The organism is Cellulosimicrobium sp. BMG9.23 (assembly GCF_059159985.1).
Map to the genome: position 1 here is coordinate 192,984 of NZ_JBZGBZ010000008.1, position 16,464 is coordinate 209,447.

A 16,464-nucleotide genomic window follows, 5' to 3' on the forward strand; every position below is an offset into this window, starting at 1 on the left:
CAGACGTCAGCCCTGGGCGAGGAACGGGTTGGTCGCGAGCTCTCGGGCGACGGTCGTCGCGGGACCGTGGCCCGGCAGCACGTCCCAGCGCGCGTCCAGGCGCCCGACGACGTCCCGCAGCGTCCGCGACATCGTCGCCCCGTCGCCGCCGGGCAGGTCCGTGCGCCCGACTGACCCCGCGAACAGGACGTCGCCGCTCAGCACGAGACCGGCCCCCGGTCGGCCGAGCAGGCAGAGCGTGGAGCCCTCGGTGTGCCCGGGCGCCCCCACGGCGCTCAGGACGAGGTCGCCGAGGCGCAGTGCGTGCGCGTGGCCGGCGTCGGCCTCGAACGCCTGCACGTCGGTCGGCTCCCGGTAGTCGCCCGGGCCCGCCCCGGCGGCACGCAGCGCCTCGCCGAGCGGCCCCGAGACCAGCGCCGCTCCCGTGGCGCCCGGTCCGGCGGAGGCCGCGGGCCGTCGCTCGAGCGTGCCGAACGGGTCCGCCAGCCGGTACGCGTCCGCGGCGTGGAGGACGAGCGGCACGCCGAAGCGCTCGCACAGCTCCGCGGCGTCCCACGTGTGGTCGACGTGGCCGTGGGTCGCGAGGACGGCACGCGGGACGAGACCGCGGCGCTCGACCGACGCCGTGACCGCCTCCGCGACGCCCGCACCCGCGTCGACGACGACGCAGTCACCGCCGGGTGCGCTGACGAGCGCGCAGTTCGTCCCGAAGACCGGCGCGACGACCACCGCGACGTCGAGCCGTCCGTGGGGAGCGCCCCCGTCGGGGCCGCCTGCGCCGTCGTCGTCCGCCGTCGTCCTGTCGTGTCCCGTCCGTCCGTCCACGGCCCGAGGCTAGCGTCCCGACCTGCCGCCGCCGCGACCGCGAGCGGCGAGGTCGATACCGGACCGTGACCTGAGGCGCGAGAATCCGCGGGGCTCCGGCGGCCGCGGTGCCTAGACTGTCCCGTACCGACCGTGGGCGCACCGTGGTCGACCGCGCGCGCCGTCACGGCGGACGACGAAGGAGCTGGGGTGTCGACGAAGAGCAAGCAGCGCGAGCAGGCGCGCCGCCGCCAGGAGAAGTGGGAGCGGCACCAGGCGCAGCTGCGGGCACGACGTCAGCGCCGATGGTCGATCGTCGGCGTCGTCCTGGCCCTCCTCGTCATCGGCGTCGTGGTCTGGTGGGCGCTGTCGGCGGCCCAGGACCCCGGGACGGACCCCGCCGCGGAGCCTGACGCCACCACCGGCAGCACGTCGAGCAGCACCGGTGAGCACACCCTGCCGCCCGCGTCCGCGGCCGAGGGGCGCGAATGGACCTCGACGCTCACGACGAGCGCCGGCGACATCACCCTCTCCCTCGACGGCGCCGCCGCACCGCAGGCGGTGGCGAGCTTCGTCGCGCTCGCCGACTCCGGGTACTTCGACGACACGTCGTGCCACCGGCTGACCACCTCGGGGATCTACGTGCTGCAGTGCGGCGACCCCACCGGCACCGGCACCGGCGACCCGGGGTACATGTTCGGCCCCGTCGAGAACGCCCCGACCGACGACGTCTACCCCGCGGGCACCGTCGCCATGGCGCGCCAGGGCGGCAACGGCGAGTCGATGGGCTCCCAGTTCTTCCTCGTCTACGAGGACTCGACCATCCCGGCCGACGCCGCGGGTGGTTACACCGTGTTCGGCACCATCACATCCGGTCTGGACGTCGTCCAGGCAGTCGCTGACGCGGGGACCGCGGACGGGGCCGGCGACGGCTCCCCCGCGACCCCGGTCACCATCGAAGGAGTTGAGACCCAGTGAGCGATCCCGCGAACAACGAGGCGAGCACGCCGGTGACGGAGCCCGCAGAGGCGGACGCGACCGGACGGGTCGAGGCGACCGAGACGGAGTCGACGCAGTCGGAGACGACCCCGACCGAGGCGACCGAGGCCGTCCCGGTCGAGGCGCCCGCGGACGCACCGGTGGACACCGAGTCGGCAGAGCCCGTGGCCGAGGAGACGGCAGAGGAGTCGCCCGAGCCCGCCGCCGCGGAGCCGGCCGAAGAGCCTGCAGAGCCCGCCGCCGCGGAGCCGGCCGAAGAGCCTGCAGAGCCCGCGGCCGAAGAGCCGGCAGAGCCCGCGGCCGAGGCTGAGTCGGGCGAGACGGACCAGGACGAGACCGACGGGGATGACACCGACTCGGGGGTGACCGCCGAGGACGCTGCCCCGGCCCCGGTCGAGCCGAGCCCTGCTGACCGCCCGGCCCCGCGCCCGGTGCCGCGCCCCAAGCCGTCCGCCGTCCCGCACCCGCCGCGCCGGCCCGCTCCGTCGGGTACCGCCCCGACGACGCCCTCGGCAGCCGAGGTCCCCGCCGCGCCGGCGGTGCCGACCGTGCCGACCGTGCCGGCCGTGCCGGCCCTCGCCGACGACTCCCCCGCCGCGAAGGCCGCCAGGGAGTTCGGCCGGGTGGACGACGACGGCACCGTGCACGTCCGCGAGCAGGCCGGCGAGCGCGTCGTCGGGCAGTTCCCGGGCGTCGACACGGACGAGGCGCTCACGCTCTACGTGCGCCGCTATCTCGACCTCCAGGCGAAGGTCGCGCTCTTCGAGGCGCGTCTCACCGGCACGGACCTGTCCGTGAAGGAGATCGACCAGACGCTCGCGCGGCTCTCCGAGGAGACGGCCGAGCCGTCGGCCGTCGGCGACCTCGACGCCCTGCGCGCCCAGGTCGAGAACCTGCGTTCGGTCGCGGCCGAGCGTCGTCGCCTGCTGGAGGCCGAGCGCGCCGCCGCGAAGTCGGCCGCGCTCGCCGCGCGCACGGAGATCATCGAGGCGGCCGAGAAGATCGCGGCGACCGACCCGAGCCGCATGCAGTGGCGTCCGGCGGGCGAGGAGCTCCGCGGCCTGCTCGAGCGTTGGAAGGAGGCGCAGCGCTCCGGTCCCCGCATCGACCGGGCGAGCGAGGAGTCCCTGTGGAAGCGGTTCAGCCACGCGCGCACCGCGTTCGACCGCGAGCGGCGCCACTACTTCGCCGAGCTCGAGCAGCGCAACACCTCTGCCAAGGCGGAGAAGGAGAAGCTCGTCGAGGAGGCCGAGTCGCTCGCGACGAGCACCGACTGGGGCCCGACCGCGGGTGCGTACCGCGACCTCATGGCTCGCTGGAAGGCGGCCGGGCGCGCCAGCCGTCGTGACGACGACGCCTTGTGGGCCCGGTTCCGATCGGCGCAGGACACGTTCTTCCAGGCGCGGGACGCGGCGAGCTCCGCCACCGACGCCGAGTACGCGGCGAACCTCGAGGTGAAGGAGGCCATCCTCACCGAGGCAGAGGCCCTCGTCCCCGTGCGGGACCTCGCCGCCGCGAAGACGGCCCTGCGGGACATCCAGGAGCGGTGGGAGCAGGCCGGTCGCGTGCCGCGCGGCGACCTGCAGCGCGTCGAGGGGCGCCTGCGCGCCGTCGAGAACGCCGTCCGCGACGCGGAGCAGGCGCAGTGGACGCGCACCAACCCGGAGACGCGGGCTCGTGCGGAGGGTGCCGCCGCGCAGCTCGAGTCCGCGATCGAGGGTCTGGAGGCCGACCTCGCCGCGGCGCAGGAGCGTGGGGACAAGCGCGCCGCCGCCGACCTCGAGACCGCGCTCACCGCACGTCGCGCGTGGCTCGAGCAGGTCGTCCGGGCGGCCGAGGACTCGCGCGGCTGAGCCGCCCTGGCGCGACCACGGGCCGGCACTCGTCCACAGGCGGGTGCCGGCCCCTGTCGCGTCTGCCCGTCGTCGGGCACGGTGTGGGGATGAGCACCGTCACGCCCCGTCGGCGAGCCCCCGACCTCCCGGACGACGCCCCCGTCGAGCCGGCCGGCGCGACGTACCCGCCCCTCGCGCGCCTGCTCGCGCCACGCGCCGTGGAGGTCGGGCTGCTCGTGCGGCCGTCCGAGGTGGGCGGCCGGGTGGCGTACGACGACCTCGTGCGACGCGGCGCGCTCGTCGAGGTCTGGGGCGGCGTCGCCGCGCCGGCGCGCGTCCCGCACACACCGACCCTGCGAGCGCTGGCCGTCCGTGACCTCGTGCCGGCGCGCACCGTGCTCGCGGGGCCCGGCGCCGCCTGGGTGCTGTGCGGCGGTCCACGCCCGGCCCGGCTCGACGTCCTCTACCCGCCGGGAACCCACCGACCGACGCCGCTGCCGGGCCGTGTCCCCCGGCAGTCCGCGGTGCTGCGCTCGGAGACCGAGCTCGTCGCCGGCGTCCTGGTGACGGATCCGCGGCGCACCGCGCTGGACGTCGCGACCCGCTGCGACCGTGGCACGGCGCTCGAGATCCTGCGGCGGCTGCGGTCGGCGCGCGGGCTCGACGTCGCCGCCGCCGCGCGCTCCCTCGAGCTCCGGTTCCGCTGGCCCGGGCGCGAGAAGGCTCGCGAGGTCCTCGACGTCCTGCTCGCCGAGGTCGCCCCGCCGGGCTAGGTTGGGCGCCATGGCCGCAGCGACGACGCCACCCGTGGAGCTCGACGTCCGAGGACGCACGGTGCGCGTGACGAGTCCCGACCGGGTCGTGTTCCCCCGCCGGGACGTCACCAAGCTCGACGTCGTGGAGTACTTCCTCGCCGTCGGCGACGGCATCCTCGGGGCGCTGCTCGACCGGCCGACGACGCTCGAGCGCTGGCCGAAGGGCGTGTTCGAGGGCGCTCGCATGAGCACCCGGACGGACAACAGCGGCGACGCCTTCTACCAGAAGCGCGTGCCCAAGGGCGCGCCCGACTACGTGCAGACGGCCCGCATCGCGTTCCCGAGCGGTCGCACGGCCGACGAGGTGTGCCCCACGGAGCTCGCCGTCGTGGCCTGGGCTGCGAACCTCGGCACGTTGACGTTCCACCCGTGGCCCGTGCGTGGCGAGGACGTCGAGGCGGTCGACCAGCTGCGGATCGACCTCGACCCGCAGCCGGGGACCGACTTCGACGACGCCGTCCGTGTCGCGCCTGAGCTGCGCGAGGTGCTCGACGAGCTCGGCCTGACGGGTTACCCGAAGACGTCCGGCGGCCGCGGCATCCACGTGTTCGTGCCGGTCGCACCCGAGTGGGACTTCGTCGCCGCGCGCCGGGCGACGATCGCGATCGGGCGTGAGCTGGAGCGGCGGCTGCCCGACCAGGTCACGACGAAGTGGTGGAAGGAGGAGCGCGGCGCCAAGATCTTCGTCGACTACAACCAGATGGCTCGCGACCGCACCATCGCCTCCGCGTACTCCATCCGGTCGAACCACCGCGCGACCGTCTCTGCCCCGGTCCGGTGGGACGAGCTCGGCGACGTCCACCCCGACGACTTCGACGTGCGGACGATGCCCGGGCGGTTCGCGGAGGTCGGCGACCTGTTCGCACCGCTCCGGGCCGACCGCGACGATCCTGGCGCGTCCCTCGAGGCGACGCTCGAGCTCTCCCGCCGCGACGAGGCCGAGCACGGCCTGGGCGACCTCCCCTATCCCCCGGAGTACCCGAAGATGCCGGGCGAGCCGAAGCGGGTGCAGCCGAGCAAGGACCGCGACCGCCCCGGCGCCTGACGCGCGCGGACGTCCCGGCGCGCGCGGACGTCCCGGCGCGCGCGGACGTCCCGGCGCGCGCGACGCCGTGCGACGTATCAGCCGACCCCCGGCGCCCCCGGGAGTATCCCCGTCAGGTCGTAGCGCACGGGCTCCTCGAGCTGGTCGTACGTGCACGACGACGGCTCGCGGTCGTCGCGCCACCGTCGGAACTGCGCGGTGTGGCGAAATCGCGTGCCCTCCATGTGGTCGTAGGCGACCTCGAGGACCCGCTCGGGCCGCAGGGGCGTGAACGACAGGTCCTTGCCCGAGCTCCACCGCGACACCGCACCCGGCATGCGCTCCCCCGCCGGGTTCTCCCAGCCCGACCACGGGTGCGCGTCCGCGTCGGGCGTACCCGGCTTCACGACGAGCGGCGCGAGCTCGGCCACGAGCGCCGCACGGCGCGCCGTCGGGAAGGACGCGGCGACGCCGACGAACTGCAGCTGCCCCGCGTCGTCGAACAGGCCGAGCAGGAGCGAGCCCAGCAGCGGCTCCGCGGGCGTCGAGGTCTTGTGGAGCCGGTAGCCGGCGAGCACCACGTCGGCCTCACGACCGTGCTTGACCTTGAGCATCGCGCGCTTGTTGGGCTGGTAGGTGCCGTCCAGCGGTTTCGCCACCACGCCGTCCAGGCCCGCACCCTCGAACGTGTCGAACCACTCGCGCGCGACGGTGACGTCGCGCGTGCGCGGGGTGGCGTGCACCTGCGGCCCGTCGAGCGCGAGCGTGTCGAGCGCCTCCTGCCGGCGGGCGAGCGGTGCCACGGTGAGGTCCTCGTCGCCCAGGGCGAGGACGTCGAACACGACGAGGCTCGCGGGCGTCTGCTCGGCGAGGAGGCGCACGCGCGACGCCGCGGGGTGGATGCGCTGCTGGAGCACCTCGAACTCGAGCCGGCCGCCCTGCGCCAGGACGATCTCGCCGTCGACGACGCAGCGCTCCGGCAGCGCCGCCCGCACCGCGTCCACGATCTCCGGGAAGTACCGTTCCATCGGCCGGGCGTTGCGGCTGTCGAGCCGCACCTCGTCCCCGTCGCGGTACACGATCGCGCGGAAGCCGTCCCACTTCGGCTCGTAGACGTAGCCCCCGGGGACGGACTCCGGCTCGGGCACGTCGGGCACCGACTTCGCGAGCATGGGCAGGACGGGCGGCATCACGGGCAGGTCCATGCGCCCGATGCTCCCACCGGCCCGCACGCGGCGCCCGACGGGCGCGCCGTGCGGAACCCGCGCCGGTAGCGTCGACCGGTCCGACGTCAGGCGGGCAGCGGCGGCGCAGGCTCGGCGCGCGATCCCGTCATGCGGTAGACGTCGAACACGCCGTCCACCTTCCGCACCGCGCTGAGCACCTGGGCGAGGTGCGCCGGCTCGGCCATCTCGAAGACGAAGCGCGACATCGCGACGCGGTCGTTCGACGTCGAGACGGTCGCCGAGAGGATGTTCACGTGGTGGTCCGACAGGACGCGGGTCACGTCCGACAGCAGGCGCGCGCGGTCGAGCGCCTCGACCTGGATCTGCACGAGGAACATCGCGTTGCTGCCGGTCGTCCACGTGACGTCGACGATGCGCTCGGGCTGGTTGCGCAACCCGACGACGTTCGCGCAGTCCGCGCGGTGCACGCTCACGCCCTGACCGCGGGTGATGAACCCGATGATCTCGTCACCGGGCACGGGCGTGCAGCACTTGGCGAGCTTGACCCAGATGTCGTCGACGCCCTTGACCATCACGCCGGGGTCGCCCGTGCGCACGCGCCGCGCCGTCTGGCCGGGGCGTGCCGTCTCGGCGACGTCCTCGACCGTGCCCTCGTCCCCGCCCATCGACTGCACGAGCTTCGACACGACGTTGGCCGCGGAGACCTGGGCCTCACCGATCGCGGCGTACAGCGCCGTGACGTCCGCGAAGCGCATCTCGTTCGCGAGCCCGACGAGCGTCTCGTGGGACAGCAGGCGCTGGATCGGGAGGTTCTGCTTGCGCATCGCCTTGGCGAGCGCGTCCTTGCCGTGCTCGACGGCCTCCTCGCGGCGCTCCTTCGAGAACCACTGCCGGATCTTGTTGCGCGCGCGGGGGCTCTTGACGAAGGCGAGCCAGTCGCGGCTCGGGCCGGCGTTCTCCGACTTGGACGTCAGGACGTCGACGGCGTCACCGTTTTCCAGCGTCGAGTCGAGGGGGACGAGGCGTCCGTTGACACGGGCGCCCATCGTGCGGTGCCCGACCTCGGTGTGCACGGCGTACGCGAAGTCCACCGGCGTCGACCCCGCCGGCAGCGCCAGGACGTCGCCCTTCGGCGTGAAGACGTAGACCTCGGCGCCGCCGATCTCGAAACGCAAGGAGTCGAGGAACTCCGCGGGGTCCGCGGTCTCGCGCTGCCAGTCGACGAGCTGGCGCAGCCAGCGCATGTCGCTGCCGGCGGCGTCGCCCTTCTCGGTCCGCCCGGCCGTCTTCGCGGTCTCCTTGTACTTCCAGTGCGCGGCGACGCCGTACTCCGCTCGCCGGTGCATCTCGTGCGTGCGGATCTGGATCTCGACGGGCTTGCCGCCCGGGCCGATGACCGTCGTGTGCAGCGACTGGTACATGTTGAACTTCGGCATCGCGATGTAGTCCTTGAACCGCCCCGGCACGGGGTTCCACCGCGCGTGCAGCGCGCCGAGCGCCGCGTAGCAGTCCCGGACGCTGTCCACGAGGACGCGCGCACCGACGAGGTCGTAGATCTCCGCGAAGTCGTGGCCGCGCACGATCATCTTCTGGTAGATCGAGTAGTAGTGCTTCGGCCGGCCCGAGACCGTCGCGCGGATCTTCGCGCTGCGCAGGTCGGCCGTGACCTGCTCGCGCACGACGGCGAGGTACTCCTCGCGCGCCGGCGCGCGCTCTGCGACGAGGTGGACGATCTCGTCGTACACCTTGGGATACAGGGCCTGGAACGACAGGTCCTCGAGCTCCCACTTGATGGTGTTCATGCCGAGCCGGTGCGCGAGCGGCGCGTAGATCTCGAGCGTCTCGCGCGCCTTGCGCTCCGCGGACGACGACGAGACGTACTTCCAGGTGCGCGCGTTGTGCAGCCGGTCGGCCAGCTTGATGACGAGCACGCGGATGTCGCGCGCCATGGCGACGACCATCTTGCGCACGGTCTCCGCCTGCGCGGCGTCCCCGTAGGTCACCTTGTCGAGCTTCGTGACGCCGTCGACGAGCATCGCGACCTCGTCGCCGTACTCGTCGCGAAGCTGGTCGAGGGAGTACTCGGTGTCCTCGACGGTGTCGTGCAGGAGCGCCGCGGCGAGCGTGGAGCCGTCGAAACCGAGGTCCGCGAGGATCGTCGCGACGGCGACCGGGTGCGTGATGTACGGGTCGCCGCTCTTGCGCAGCTGACCGCGGTGCGCCCGCTCTGCCGTCCCGTAGGCGCGTTCGATGGCAGACAGGTCGGACTTCGGATGGTTCGTGCGGACCGCCTGCAGCAGCGGCTCGAGCGCCGGGCTGCCACCGCCGGTCCGTGTCCCGAACCGCACGAGGCGCGACCTCACGCCGCGCCCTCCGGTCGAGCCGCCTCCCGAGGTTGCAGGAGGCTGGCCGGCGGGCGCGGACGACGTCCGCGTGTCCTCGCTCATGTGCGCCTCCCTCCGTGTGCGGCCGACGTGCGCCGACGTTCGTGCGACGACGTGCCGCACCGACCGGAGTGGCAATCCTACGACTCCACGTGCAGGAGCGTGGTCACCCCATGTCCCGCGAGGCGGTCGCGCCCACCCAGACCGTCGAGCTCCATGAGGAACGCGAGGCCGACCACGACGCCGCCGGCCCGCTCGACCAGCTCTGCGCCCGCGGCGGCCGTACCGCCCGTCGCGAGCACGTCGTCCACCACCAGAACGCGCGCACGGGGTCGCAGTGTTCCCGCGCGCAGCTCGATCGTGGCGGTGCCGTACTCCAGGTCGTAGGTCACCGCGTCGGTCGGCGGCGGGAGCTTGCCCGCCTTGCGCAGCGGCACGAACCCGACCCCGAGGTGCGTCGCGAGCGGCGCGCCGAGCAGGAAGCCGCGCGCCTCCAGGCCGGCGACGAGGTCGATGCCCCCGTCGACGGCGTCGACCACATGACCCAGCGCCTCGATCACGTGGCCGAACGCGGCGCCGTCCGCGAGCAGCCCCGTGATGTCACGGAACGTGATCCCCGGCTCCGGGTAGTCCGGCACCGACCGCACCAGGTCGAGAACCCGCGCCGACCGCTCGGCACCGAGACCGCCGAGGCCGACGGCTCGCAGGCCGTCGACCCCGGCAGCAGGGACGTGCTCGGTGCTCATCGGGTGGTGCGTCGCTTGCGCGGCTGCGCCTTGTTCCCCTGGTGGGCGCCCGGCTGGAGCTGGCGGCTGCCGTCGACGCCGGCCGCGGCGAGAACGGCGTCCTCCGCGCCCTCGTCACCGAGCTCGCGCACGTGGTCCGCGCGCAGGTCGAGGACCTTGCGCGTGTGCTCCGAGATCGCCGTCTCGCGTTCGCGGAACTCGACCTCGAGAGGCGTCGCGAGGAAGATCGACGAGTACGCGCCGACCGCCATGCCGACGAACAGCGCGAGCGCGATGTCGCGCAGCGTGCCGGCCCCGAGCAGGAACGCTCCGATGAACAGGATCGCGGCGACCGGGAGCAGTGCGACGACGGACGTGTTGATCGACCGGACCATCGTCTGGTTGATCGCGAGGTTCGCGCGCTCCGCGTAGGTGCTGCGGGTCTGGTTGAGGATGCCTGCCGTGTTCTCGCGCACCTTGTCGAAGACCACGACCGTGTCGTAGATCGAGTACGCGAGGATCGTCAGCAGACCGATGACGGTCGCCGGTGTGATCTCCCAGCCGATGAGCGCGTAGATCCCGACCGTGAGGATGAGGTCGTGGAACAGCGCGATGACGGCCGCGAGGGCCATGCGCCAGTTCCGGAAGTAGATCGTCATGACGAGGCTCACGAGCAGGAGGAAGACCAGGAGGCCGAGGATGGCCTTCTGGGAGACGTCCTGGCCCCAGGTCGGGCCGATGAACGCGCTGGTGACGTCCCCGACCTCGACCTCGTAGGCGTCGGCGAGCGCCGCCCGGACGTCGTCGACCTCCTCGTTGCTCAGCTGTGCCGTCTGGACGCGCACGCTGCTCGTGCCGACCGTCGAGATCCGGGGAATCTCCTCGGGGGCGACGGACTGCACGGCCTCGATCGCCGGCTGCTGCGAGGTGTCCGCGGCCTGCGAGACCGTGAACTCCGACCCTCCACGGAACTCGATGCCGAGGTTGAGGCCGCCCCCGGCCATCCGGACGCCGATGATCGCGAGCGACAGCACGACGGCGACGATCGCCGCGACGAAGTAGCGCTTGCGCCGCGGGACGATGGCGTAGGACCGGCGACCGGTGTAGAGGTCGTTGCCCCACTGGGCGAATCCGCTGGCCATCAGTGCTTCTCCTCGTTCTCACCCGTGGACGACGGCGCCTCGGACGGCTGGTCCTCGACGGTGCCCTCGGTGGTTGCCCGCCGCTGTGCGGCACGCCGCTCGGCGATCGTCATGCGTGGCCCGTCACCGCCACCGACGCCTGCCGCGACGGTCTCGCGGGCGGGCGTCTCGGCGAGGGTGCGTGCCGGGGTGACCTCCTGCTCCGCCGGGGACGACGGCGCGTCCTCGACGGTGCTGCTCGACCCGGGCGTGGTCGCGACCCGACCGCGACCCGCGTACCGGATGCTGCGCGCCCCGAGGCGACGCGGGTCCAGCCCCGACCACGGGTGGCCGGTCGCGAAGAACCTGGTGCGCGCGAGGAGCTGCATCAGCGGGTGCGTGAAGAGGAAGACCACGACGATGTCGATGAGCGTCGTCAGCCCGAGCGTGAAGGCGAAGCCGCGCACGCCACCGACGGCGAGGAAGTACAGCACGATCGCCGCCACGAAGTTCACCGCGTCGGAGGCGAGGATCGTGCGGCGTGCACGTTCCCAGCCCTTCTCGACCGCCGAGTTGAGCGTGCGACCGTCGCGCAGCTCGTCGCGGATACGTTCGAAGTAGACGATGAACGAGTCGGCGGTGATACCGATCGCGACGATGAGGCCGGCCACGCCCGCGAGGGAGAGGCGGTAGCCGATCGTCCACGACAGGAGCGTGATGATCCCGTACGCGAGGAGCCCGGCGACGGTGAGCGACGCGACCGTGACCAGCCCGAGCACGCGGTACTGGAGGAGCGAGTAGACCACCACGAGCAGCATGCCGATCGCGCCGGCGAGCAGGCCCTTCTGGAGCTGCTCGGACCCGAGCGTCGCCGAGATCTGCTGCTGGCTCTGGACCTCGAAGGTCAGGGGCAGCGAGCCGAAGTTCAGCTGGTTCGCGAGGGTCGCGGCGCTGTCGCGCGTGAAGCTCCCGGAGATCTCGGCCTTGCCGTCGGGGATGGGGACCTGCGAGACGGGCGCCGAGATGACGAGACCGTCGAGGACCATCGCGAACTGGTTCTGCGGGGCCGGCAGGGACGTGAGCCGCGTCGTCACCTCGCGGAACTGCGAGGTGCCCTCGCCGTCGAACTCGAGGTTGACGACCCACTCGTTCGTCACGGCACCGGTCTGGCCGACGCGCAGCCCGGAGCTCGCGTTCGCGATGTCCGTGCCCTCGACCTCGACCGGGCCGAGGATGTACTTGGCGAGTCCGTCCGCGGAGCACGCGACGAACGCGCTGTCGGTGGGGCCGCTGTCGCCGCCCACGAGGTTCTCGGGAACCGTGCAGTCGAGCGCGTCGAACTGCTCCTGGATCTCGGGGGTGATCTGCGCCAGGTCGCTCGGGTTCTCGGGGCGGACGCTCTCCGCGTCCTCCGTGCCCGGCGTGGCACCCTCCGTCGCCTCATCGGCGGGGGCCTCCGTCGCGCCGTCGGTCGCCCCGTCGGCGGGGGCGTCGGCCGACTCGGTCGCCTCGGGAGCGGCGCCGTCGGTGGCCGCGCCGTCCTCGGTCGCGCCGTCGGCGGGTGCCTCCTCCGCAGGGGTGGCGGTCGGCGCGCCGACCGTGAGCACGGGGCGGAACCGCATCTGGGCGGACTGGCTGACGAGGTCGATCGTCTCCTGGCTCGGCTCACCGGGGATGCCGACGACGATGTTGCCCGAACCCTGCCGGGTGATCTCCGACTCCGACACGCCCTGCGCGTCGATGCGCTGGCGGATGACGTTGATCGCCTCGTTGATCGCCTCGGGCGTCACCTCGGAACCGTCGGTCGTGACGGGTTCGAGGATGATCTGCGTGCCGCCCTCGAGGTCCAGCGCGAGACCCGGGGTGAGGCTCGCGCCGCCCGGGTCGTCGGCGGTCTGCGGGTCGAGCTTCGTCCCCGCGAAGAGGCTCCCGAAGAGGGCGACCACGAGGACGCCCAGGAAGACGAGGGTCCGTACGGGCCTCGCTCGTGTGCTGCTGGTGGCCAACTGTCCGTCTCTTCTCGTGCGAGTGCGATGGGCCCGAGGGCCCATCGCGTCAGTCCGGCCGCGCGTGCGGCCGGCGGGTGGTCACTTGCTGTCCGTGCCCTCGTCGCGACGGTCGCGGTCCTTGTCCGCCTGCTCGTCGGTGAGGCCGGACAGGTCGTCGGGGACGACGAGGTCGTCGGCGTCGTCCTTCGACGAGCCGGAGGAGATGGTAGCCGCGCTGCCGTACGCGGCGGCCGGCGCGGCCGGTTCCTCGCCCTCGGCAGACTCCTCCTCGACCTCCTCCTCGACGGGCGTGTCGACGCGCTTGGCGATCGCTGCGCGCAGCCAACGGGTCTGCGCGCCGGGCGTGGACTCGATGGTGATGATGTCCGCCTCCTCGTCGACGTCGACGATCGTGCCGAACATCCCCGAACCCGTCATGACCTCCTGGCCCGAAGCGAGCTCGGAGCGGAAGTTCTGGGCCTCGCGCTGCTGCTTGCGGGTGCGGCTGGTCATGAGGAACATCGCACCGGCCGCGAGGGCGAGGATGAGGATGAAGCTGATATCCATGACGGGGTCTCACGTGTCCTGTTCGTCGGCGGGGTTCTGCGCGGCAGTCTAGGCGCGCGCGCACGGTTCCCCAACGAGCCGTTCGGTCGTGGAGTTCCCCGCAGGTCCGTCCAGTCTAGGCCCTTCCCGGGCCGTCCTGTGACGGCCGTCACGAGCGTTCCGCGACCGGTGCGAGCGCGGGCCCCGCCGTCAGCCGTCAGCCGTCAGCCGTCAGCCGTCAGCCGTCAGCCGTCAGCCGTCAGCCGTCAGCCGTCGAAGAGCGTCCCACCGTTGCGCGGTGGCGTCAGCCCGAGGTGCGCCCACGCGGCCGGCGTCGCGACGCGACCCCGTGGCGTCCGTCCGATCAGCCCTTCCCGCACGAGGTAGGGCTCGGCGACGGTCTCGACCGTCTCGGCCTCCTCGCCGACCGTGACGGCGAGCGTCGTCAGCCCGACCGGGCCGCCGTTGAACCGGGTGCACAGCGCCGTGAGCACGGCGCGGTCGAGCCGGTCGAGCCCGATGGGGTCCACCTCGTACACCTCGAGCGCGGCGCGCGCGGCGCGCAGGTCGAGGCTGCCGTCGCCACGGACCTGCGCCCAGTCGCGCACGCGGCGCAGGAGGCGGTTGGCGATGCGGGGCGTGCCGCGCGAACGGCCGGCGATCTCGTGGGCCGCGTCGGGGTGGAGCGCGACGCCGAGGAGCCCGGCGGAACGCGTCAGCACACGCTCGAGCTCCTCTCCCGAGTAGAAGTCGAGGTGACCCGTGAACCCGAACCGGTCGCGCAGCGGCGCGGGCAGCAGGCCCGCGCGCGTCGTCGCGCCCACCGCCGTGAACGGCGGCAGGCTCAGCGGGATCGCGCTCGCGCCCGCGCCCTTGCCGACCACCACGTCGACGCGGAAGTCCTCCATCGCCATGTAGAGCAGCTCTTCGGCGGGCCGGGCGAGGCGGTGGATCTCGTCGATGAACAGCACCTCCCCCTCCTCGAGCGAGGAGAGCACGGCGGCGAGGTCGCCCGCGTGCTGGATCGCCGGCCCCGAGGTCACGCGCAACGAGGCGCCGAGCTCGGCCGCGATGATCATCGCCAAGGTCGTCTTGCCGAGCCCGGGCGGCCCGGAGAGCAGCACGTGGTCCGGCGCGCTGCCCCGCGCGAGCGCCGCCTCCAGCACGAGCGACAGCTGGTCGCGCACGACCCGCTGCCCGACGAACTCCTCGAGCCGCCGGGGGCGCAGTGCGGCCTCGGCGGCGCGCTCGAGGTCGTCGGCGCCCGCCGCGACGATGCGTTCCGAGGTGAAGCCGTCCTCGGGGTACGCGCCCGCCCCGACCCGGTCGAAGTCCGCCATCGTCAGCCCCTCTGCCCGCCGAGCACGCGCAGCGCGGCGCGCAGGGCGCCCGCCACGTCGGCGGCCTCGACGACGTCGACCCCGGCCTGGGCGAGGACTGTCGCGACCGCGTCGTCCGCGGCCTTGACGTTCCAGCCGAGGCCGACGAGGGCCTCGACGACCTGGTCCCGCCGGTCCTCGGCGGCGGCCGCCGCGCCGGCCGCGGACCCTGCGGCAGGTGCATCGGCCCCGGTCGGCGCACCGAGCTTGTCGCCGAGCTCGAGCGCGATGCGCTGGGCGCCCTTGTTCCCGATGCCCGGGACGCGCACGAGCGCGGCGATGTCCGCGCCCGCGACGGCGCGCCGCAGCACGTCGGGCGTGTGCACCGCGAGCATCGCGAGCGCGAGACGCGGGCCGACCCCGCTCACGGTCTGCACGGTCTCGAAGACGGAGCGCTCGTCGTCGTCCGCGAAGCCGAAGAGCGTGAACGAGTCCTCGCGCACGACGAGGCTGGTGGCGAGCCGCGCGGCCTCGCCCACGCGCAGCGTCGCGAGCGTCGCGGGCGTCGCGTGCACGAGGTACCCCACGCCCCCGACCTCGAGCACCGCCCGGTCGAGCTGCACGCTCGCCACCGTCCCGCTCAGCGACGCGATCACCGGGGCTCCTCTCCGTCGGGCCCGCACGAGCCGTCGGTCGGATCAAGATCTGGACAGGGGGCGGTCGTCGAACACCCGTACGACCGCGGTCACTCTAGCAAGGCGCGCCCACGCCCCGCCCGACCGACACGGGACCCGCCCGGGCGTCGCGCCACCGACGTAGCGACGTACCGTGCACGACGACGTGCCGACCGTGCCGGGGATCGCTACCTCGACGGGTGGTCGCTATCTCGGCGTGCGGCGCGCCGTGCGCTCGGCGGCCGCCCACGCGCGCTGGGCGGGGGTGAGCTCGTGCCGCTCCCCGCCCTGCAGCGCACCGGAGGGTCGCCACAGGTGACAGATCGCCAGCGCGAGCGCGTCGGCGGCGTCGGCGGGCCTCGGCAGCTCGGCCAGCCCGAGGATGCTCGCGACCATGCGCTGCACCTGCTCCTTGCCGGCCCGCCCGCTCCCCGTCACCGCAGCCTTCACCTCCGACGGCGTGTGCAGCGCGACCGGCACACCGCGCCGCGCGGCGCCGACCATCGCGAGCCCGGCGACCTGCGCCGTCCCCATGACCGTCCCGACGTTGTGCTGCGCGAAGACCCGCTCGACCGCGACGACGTCGGGCACGTGCTCGTCGAGCCACGCGTCGATCCGCTCGGAGATCCGCAGCAGCCGCAGGTCCACGCTGAGCTCGGGATCCGACCGCAGCACCCCGACGGCCACCATCTCCGCCTTGCGCCCGGGCCGCGAGTCCACGACCCCCACGCCGCACCGGGTCAGTCCAGGGTCCACTCCGAGCACGCGCACCCCGTCACCCTTTCACGACGGAGCGCCCCTTCCCGCGAGCCACGCTGCCGGCGAGCCGGACGACCAGGCGGACCGGCGATCGGCGGACCGTGGGCTGCAGATGCCCCCCGGATACCGCCGGCCGGACGCGGGACGGTCGGGCGGGGTGCGCGCGGTCGTGGTGGGCCTGGCGGGAGCGCCCGAGGAACGAGGGCGCGGATGGTAGACCGCGCGCACCCCGCCCGTCCGGCCTTCCCGACCACGACTGCCGTCGACCGACCTGCCGGTCGAGC

Annotated in this window: 14 protein-coding genes; 4 read left to right on the top strand and 10 right to left on the bottom strand. The window is 73.6% G+C overall.

What is annotated here, in order from left to right; translation table 11 throughout:
* Positions 1–6: 6 nt before the first annotated feature.
* A complete protein-coding gene (locus AC4H2G_RS15575) occupies positions 7–825 on the bottom strand; it encodes an MBL fold metallo-hydrolase (RefSeq protein WP_494366641.1) in 819 nt (272 codons plus the stop codon).
* Positions 826–1,014: 189 nt separating this feature from the next.
* On the opposite strand from AC4H2G_RS15575, the gene AC4H2G_RS15580 reads away from it, so the two are divergent.
* From AC4H2G_RS15580 to ligD, 4 genes are all read left to right on the top strand, one after another.
* Complete coding sequence (locus AC4H2G_RS15580) at positions 1,015–1,782, top strand: peptidylprolyl isomerase (protein ID WP_494366642.1); 768 nt, start codon at positions 1,015–1,017, stop codon at positions 1,780–1,782.
* Complete coding sequence (locus AC4H2G_RS15585) at positions 1,779–3,656, top strand: DUF349 domain-containing protein (protein WP_494366643.1); 1,878 nt, start codon at positions 1,779–1,781, stop codon at positions 3,654–3,656. The genes AC4H2G_RS15580 and AC4H2G_RS15585 overlap by 4 nt, the downstream gene beginning before the upstream one ends.
* Before the next feature lie 89 nt (positions 3,657–3,745).
* Positions 3,746–4,411: a hypothetical protein gene (locus tag AC4H2G_RS15590; protein WP_494366644.1), complete on the top strand. Its 666-nt coding sequence runs from the start codon at positions 3,746–3,748 to the stop codon at positions 4,409–4,411.
* Between the two features lie 10 nt (positions 4,412–4,421).
* Positions 4,422–5,498: a non-homologous end-joining DNA ligase gene (gene ligD, locus AC4H2G_RS15595; protein WP_494366645.1), complete on the top strand. Its 1,077-nt coding sequence runs from the start codon at positions 4,422–4,424 to the stop codon at positions 5,496–5,498.
* Between the two features lie 77 nt (positions 5,499–5,575).
* Here the strand turns inward: ligD and AC4H2G_RS15600 are convergent, their stop codons facing one another.
* The 9 genes from AC4H2G_RS15600 to ruvC form a co-directional block, all read right to left on the bottom strand.
* Positions 5,576–6,682, bottom strand: a complete 1,107-nt coding sequence (locus AC4H2G_RS15600) for an ATP-dependent DNA ligase (protein ID WP_494366646.1) — start codon at positions 6,680–6,682, stop codon at positions 5,576–5,578.
* Between the two features lie 86 nt (positions 6,683–6,768).
* Positions 6,769–9,111, bottom strand: coding sequence for a RelA/SpoT family protein (locus tag AC4H2G_RS15605; protein WP_494366647.1), 2,343 nt, complete (start codon positions 9,109–9,111; stop codon positions 6,769–6,771).
* 77 nt (positions 9,112–9,188) lie between these two features.
* The gene (locus AC4H2G_RS15610; RefSeq protein WP_494366648.1) at positions 9,189–9,794 is read right to left on the bottom strand and encodes an adenine phosphoribosyltransferase; all 606 of its coding nucleotides are present in this window, start codon (positions 9,792–9,794) and stop codon (positions 9,189–9,191) included.
* Positions 9,791–10,915 (bottom strand): protein translocase subunit SecF, encoded by a 1,125-nt coding sequence (secF, locus tag AC4H2G_RS15615; protein ID WP_494366649.1) that lies wholly within the window; start codon positions 10,913–10,915, stop codon positions 9,791–9,793. Before secF ends, AC4H2G_RS15610 begins: the two co-directional genes overlap by 4 nt.
* Entirely contained in the window at positions 10,915–12,900 is a 1,986-nt protein-coding gene (secD, locus tag AC4H2G_RS15620) for a protein translocase subunit SecD (RefSeq protein WP_494366650.1), read from the bottom strand. The genes secF and secD overlap by 1 nt, the downstream gene beginning before the upstream one ends.
* Positions 12,901–12,981: 81 nt before the next feature.
* On the bottom strand, positions 12,982–13,449 hold the full coding sequence (yajC, locus tag AC4H2G_RS15625) for a preprotein translocase subunit YajC (protein WP_494366651.1): 468 nt from the start codon (positions 13,447–13,449) through the stop codon (positions 12,982–12,984).
* A 245-nt stretch (positions 13,450–13,694) separates the two neighbouring features.
* Positions 13,695–14,768 (bottom strand): Holliday junction branch migration DNA helicase RuvB, encoded by a 1,074-nt coding sequence (ruvB, locus tag AC4H2G_RS15630; protein ID WP_494366652.1) that lies wholly within the window; start codon positions 14,766–14,768, stop codon positions 13,695–13,697.
* A gap of 2 nt (positions 14,769–14,770) precedes the next feature.
* Positions 14,771–15,403 carry a Holliday junction branch migration protein RuvA gene (gene ruvA / locus AC4H2G_RS15635; RefSeq protein ID WP_494366653.1) on the bottom strand — a complete coding sequence of 211 codons (633 nt, stop codon included), beginning with the start codon at positions 15,401–15,403 and terminating at the stop codon, positions 14,771–14,773.
* Positions 15,404–15,628: 225 nt separating this feature from the next.
* Positions 15,629–16,192: a crossover junction endodeoxyribonuclease RuvC gene (gene ruvC, locus AC4H2G_RS15640; protein WP_494366654.1), complete on the bottom strand. Its 564-nt coding sequence runs from the start codon at positions 16,190–16,192 to the stop codon at positions 15,629–15,631.
* Positions 16,193–16,464: the final 272 nt, after the last annotated feature.